The organism is Propylenella binzhouense, assembly GCF_009866965.1.
GTDB lineage: Bacteria > Pseudomonadota > Alphaproteobacteria > Rhizobiales > Afifellaceae > Propylenella > Propylenella binzhouense.
On sequence record NZ_SPKJ01000178.1, the window covers coordinates 1 to 3,575 of the forward strand.

6 protein-coding genes and 1 pseudogene are annotated in these 3,575 nt (G+C 71.0%); 2 read left to right on the forward strand and 5 right to left on the reverse strand.

Features of this window, described 5'->3' with window-relative positions:
• Positions 1–374, reverse strand: a 374-nt coding sequence (locus tag E4O86_RS22485) for a FadR/GntR family transcriptional regulator (protein ID WP_161142779.1), incomplete at its 3' end; no start/stop codon positions are given.
• A gap of 109 nt (positions 375–483) precedes the next feature.
• On the opposite strand from E4O86_RS22485, the gene E4O86_RS22490 reads away from it, so the two are divergent.
• On the forward strand, positions 484–1,380 hold the full coding sequence (locus E4O86_RS22490) for a fumarylacetoacetate hydrolase family protein (RefSeq protein WP_161142775.1): 897 nt from the start codon (positions 484–486) through the stop codon (positions 1,378–1,380).
• Between the two features lie 15 nt (positions 1,381–1,395).
• Here the strand turns inward: E4O86_RS22490 and E4O86_RS22495 are convergent, their stop codons facing one another.
• The 4 genes from E4O86_RS22495 to E4O86_RS22510 all read right to left on the reverse strand — a co-directional run bounded on the left by E4O86_RS22495 (position 1,396) and on the right by E4O86_RS22510 (position 3,271).
• Positions 1,396–1,872 (reverse strand): SRPBCC domain-containing protein, encoded by a 477-nt coding sequence (locus E4O86_RS22495; protein WP_161142776.1) that lies wholly within the window; start codon positions 1,870–1,872, stop codon positions 1,396–1,398.
• Positions 1,869–2,210: an ArsR/SmtB family transcription factor gene (locus E4O86_RS22500; protein ID WP_161142777.1), complete on the reverse strand. Its 342-nt coding sequence runs from the start codon at positions 2,208–2,210 to the stop codon at positions 1,869–1,871. The genes E4O86_RS22495 and E4O86_RS22500 overlap by 4 nt, the downstream gene beginning before the upstream one ends.
• A 79-nt stretch (positions 2,211–2,289) precedes the next feature.
• Entirely contained in the window at positions 2,290–2,982 is a 693-nt protein-coding gene (locus E4O86_RS22505) for a DUF899 domain-containing protein (protein ID WP_161142778.1), read from the reverse strand.
• Positions 2,983–3,004: 22 nt separating this feature from the next.
• The gene (locus E4O86_RS22510; protein WP_205521055.1) at positions 3,005–3,271 is read right to left on the reverse strand and encodes a hypothetical protein; all 267 of its coding nucleotides are present in this window, start codon (positions 3,269–3,271) and stop codon (positions 3,005–3,007) included.
• 105 nt (positions 3,272–3,376) lie between these two features.
• Between E4O86_RS22510 and E4O86_RS22515 the strand changes: the two are divergent.
• Positions 3,377–3,575 (forward strand): annotated as a pseudogene (locus tag E4O86_RS22515) (helix-turn-helix domain-containing protein); the annotation flags it as partial.

Genomic DNA, 3,575 nt, shown 5'->3' on the forward strand with positions numbered 1-3,575 from the left:
TCGTTGCCGCGGCGCACCGCGCGTTCGAGCGCGGCGACATCGGCGGGCGCGGCCCGGAGCGCCGCGAGCCGCGCCGCCGCCGGCTCGATGATGAGCCGCGCCTCCAGCACCTCGGCCGGATAGGTGTTGGCGGTGAGTTCCTCGACCTTGCCGTCATGTCCGTCGGGCGCCTGCGCCGGCGTGCCGAGAAAGGTGCCGCGGCCGACATGGCGCCAGATCTCGCCGCGCGATTCGAGCTGCGCCAGCATCCGGCGCAGCGCCGTGCGCGGCACGCCGAGCGCCTGCGAGAGCTCGCGCTCCGGCGGCAGGCGGTCGCCCGAGCCGAGGCCCTGCCGGGCGATGTAGGACAGCAGCAGGTCCGATTCCTGGACCATCGTCACTCCTTTCGCGGCCGCCCGGGGGCGGTCGAAACCAATGTAGTCCGGTTGACACCAATTTCAAAATGGTCGAGTTCACGCGGCAGAGGACGCCAGTGAGGGTATCATGAAGCTCGCAACCATCTCCGTCGGCGGGCGGCCGACGCCGGCCGTGGCGCTCGGGAGCGGCCGGTTCGTCGATCTCTCGCGGGAGGGCGGCCTGCCGTCAACGCTGCTCGGGCTCGTGCGCGGATGGGACGCGCACCGCGGCGCGGTGGAGCGGCTCGTCGCCGCCGGCACCGCCGAGATCGGACCGGAGGGCGTCCGCGTGCTCGCGCCGATCCCGCGGCCGGAGCGCAACATCATGTGCGTCGGCAAGAACTATTACGACCATGCGCACGAATTCCACGGCAGCGGCTTCGATTCCTCCGGCGGCGCGCAGGCCGTCCCCGAGGTGCCGGTGATCTTCACCAAGGCGCCGAGCGCGGTGATCGGGCCGGGCGAGCCGATCCCGGCCTGGCGCGACCCGACCGGCACGCTCGACTACGAGGTCGAGCTCGCCGTCGTCATCGGCCGGGGCGGCAGCGGCATTTCCAAGGCGGACGCCTACGGCCACGTCTTCGGCTACACGATCCTCAACGACGCGACCGCGCGCGCGCTCCAGCGGAAGCACCAGCAATGGTTCCTCGGCAAGAGCATCGACGGCTTCTGCCCGATGGGGCCCGCCATCGTCACCGCCGACGAGATTCCCGACGTGGCGGCGATGCGGGTGTCGACGCGGGTCAATGGCGAGCTGCGGCAGGACGCGCGCGTCGCCGACCTCATCTTCGACATCCCGACGCTGATCGAGACCATCTCGGCCCTCGTCACGCTCGAGCCGGGCGACATCATCGCGACCGGCACGCCGGCCGGCGTCGGCCTCGGCTTCGACCCGCCGAAATACCTGAAGCCGGGCGACGTCGTGACGCTCGAGATCACCGGTCTCGGAACGCTGGAGAACCCGGTCGGCGGCAGGCCGGCCTGAGGGCCGGGGCCGGGTTTACGCCCGGCCCTCGACGAGCGCGGCGAGCTGGCCGGCGACCGTGCCCCAGCCGTCGAAGAAGCCGAGCTCCTCGTGCCGCGCCCGGTCAGCCGGGCCGGCATGGAGCACCTGGGCGACGTATTCGGTTCCCTCCGCGTGCTCGCGGAGGAAGATGTGCGCGGTCATGAATCCGCTCGCGGCCGGGCGGAAGCCGGCCTTCAGCGCATCCGTGAAGACGAGCCGGCCGGGAGCCTCCGCGGCGAGGATGCAGGCGTCGAGATGCGGGCCGAGCTCCTGCCCCGGCTCGGCATAGAGCGAGGTGAAGGCACCGCCCGGGAAGAGCTCGAGCGCCTCGACCCGGCAGCGTGCCGGCGCCGGCACCCACCAGCGCTCGAGCTGCCGTGGGTCCGTCCAGGCCCGCCAGACGGTCTCGCGCGGGGCGCGGATCACGCGCGCGATGGCAAGGTCCCGCGCCGGGTCGAATTCGGGCATCATGAAGGGTCTCCCTCCGGTTTCCTCGTGACGAAGAGTTCCAGCCGGTCGGTGCGCGCCTCCCAGAGCGCGCGCTGCGCGGCGAGCCAGCCCTCGGCGGCGGCGAAGGCCTCCGGCCGCAGCGTCGCCGTGCGCACCCGCCCCGCCTTCCGCGTGCGGATGAAGCCGGTCGCCTCGAGCAGTCTCACATGCTTCAGGAAGGACGGCAGCGCCATGTCGAAGGGCCGCGCGAGCTCGCTCACGGAAGCGGGTCCCTCCCCGAGCCGCGCGAGCACGGCGCGCCGGGTGGGATCGGAGAGCGCGAGGAAGAGCCCGTCGAGCGAAGCCTGACACTGAGCCATGCGGCTAAGTATCAGGCCCGCATTGTTAGCGCAAGGGATAAGCGACAGAGGTGGGCGCCCGTCGCACCCGGGTGCCGCGTCAATATTCGTCGTGCAGCCGCACCCAGTCCATCGTGCCGCCGGTCTCGCTGCGGCCCTTGGGGGTGAGGTCGAGCCAGTTGAAGGCGCCCATCAGCAGCTCCGTGCCGCGATGATAGGTCGAATAGGTGTGGAAGATGTCGCCCTTCTCGTCCTTCACGAAGATGCTCGTGCCGAACATGTCCGGGCTGTTCCGGATCACCGTGCCGTAATTGTAGATCGCCCGCCCCGCCGCGCGGTCCTCCGGCGTGAAGGAGACGCCGAAATCATAGTTGAAATCGCCGTCGTGCGAGGAAACCCAAGGGAAGGTCCAGCCCATCCGGTCCTTGACCTCCTCGATCCGCCGGAGCGGCGCGCGCGAGACCGCGGCGAACGAAAGGTCGGCGTGCTCGAAGTGCTGCCGCGCCGCGTCGACGTGATCGGCGGTGTACGAGCAGCCGGGGCAGACATGGTTCGAGCCCGGCGTCAGCATGAAGTGATAGATCGCGAGCTGGGTCCGGCCGCGGAACAGGTCGCCGAGCGTGCATTCGCCGTCCGGCCCCTCGAAGACATAAGGCTTGTCGACCCTGACCCAGGGCAGCTCCCGGCGCTCGGCGCGGAGCGCATCGAGCGCGTGGGTCATCGCACGCTCCTTGGCGAGCAGCGCCTCGCGGGCCTGAAGCCATTCCCGGCGCGAAACGATTGCGTGGTTCATGTCGGTCTCCTTCGGTCTTCGGTCAGGTGCGCCGCCGCGGGCGGCCGGAAAGCGGCCCGAGCCAGGGCGACAGGTGAAAGAGGCTCATCAGCAGGTACATCGCGGTCATCCCGTCGATCGGCAGGATCCGTGCGCCGGAGCCGCAGAGCGCAGTTCCAGACGCGTCCTCCGCCGCGACCCACGCCATCAGCGCAAAGGCCGGCGAGGCCGCGAACGCGAGCCAAGCGACGGCGCGCCGCGCCCAAAGGGCGTCCGCGCCTTTCTTCTCCGCCATCGCGCACGTTGTCATTCCGCAGCTCCCGATCGATTGTCGCCGCTGCCGGCGTTGCAGGATCGATTGCGATGTAAGGCGGGGCGGGGACCGGGTGAGAGTGACAAGTGTGACGGGATTGCGATGGATTCGCTGATCACGGCCGCGGCCCGGTCACTCGCGGCCGGCGATCCGCTGGCGGCACTGAAGCGGGTCGCGCTCCGCGACGATCCCCCGGCACGCGCGCTGCGCGGCATCGCGATGGCGCAGCTCGGCGCGTTCCCGCGCGCAAGGGCGCTGCTGCGGGACGCGGCGCGGGCCTTCGGGCCGAAGGAGCCGGCGG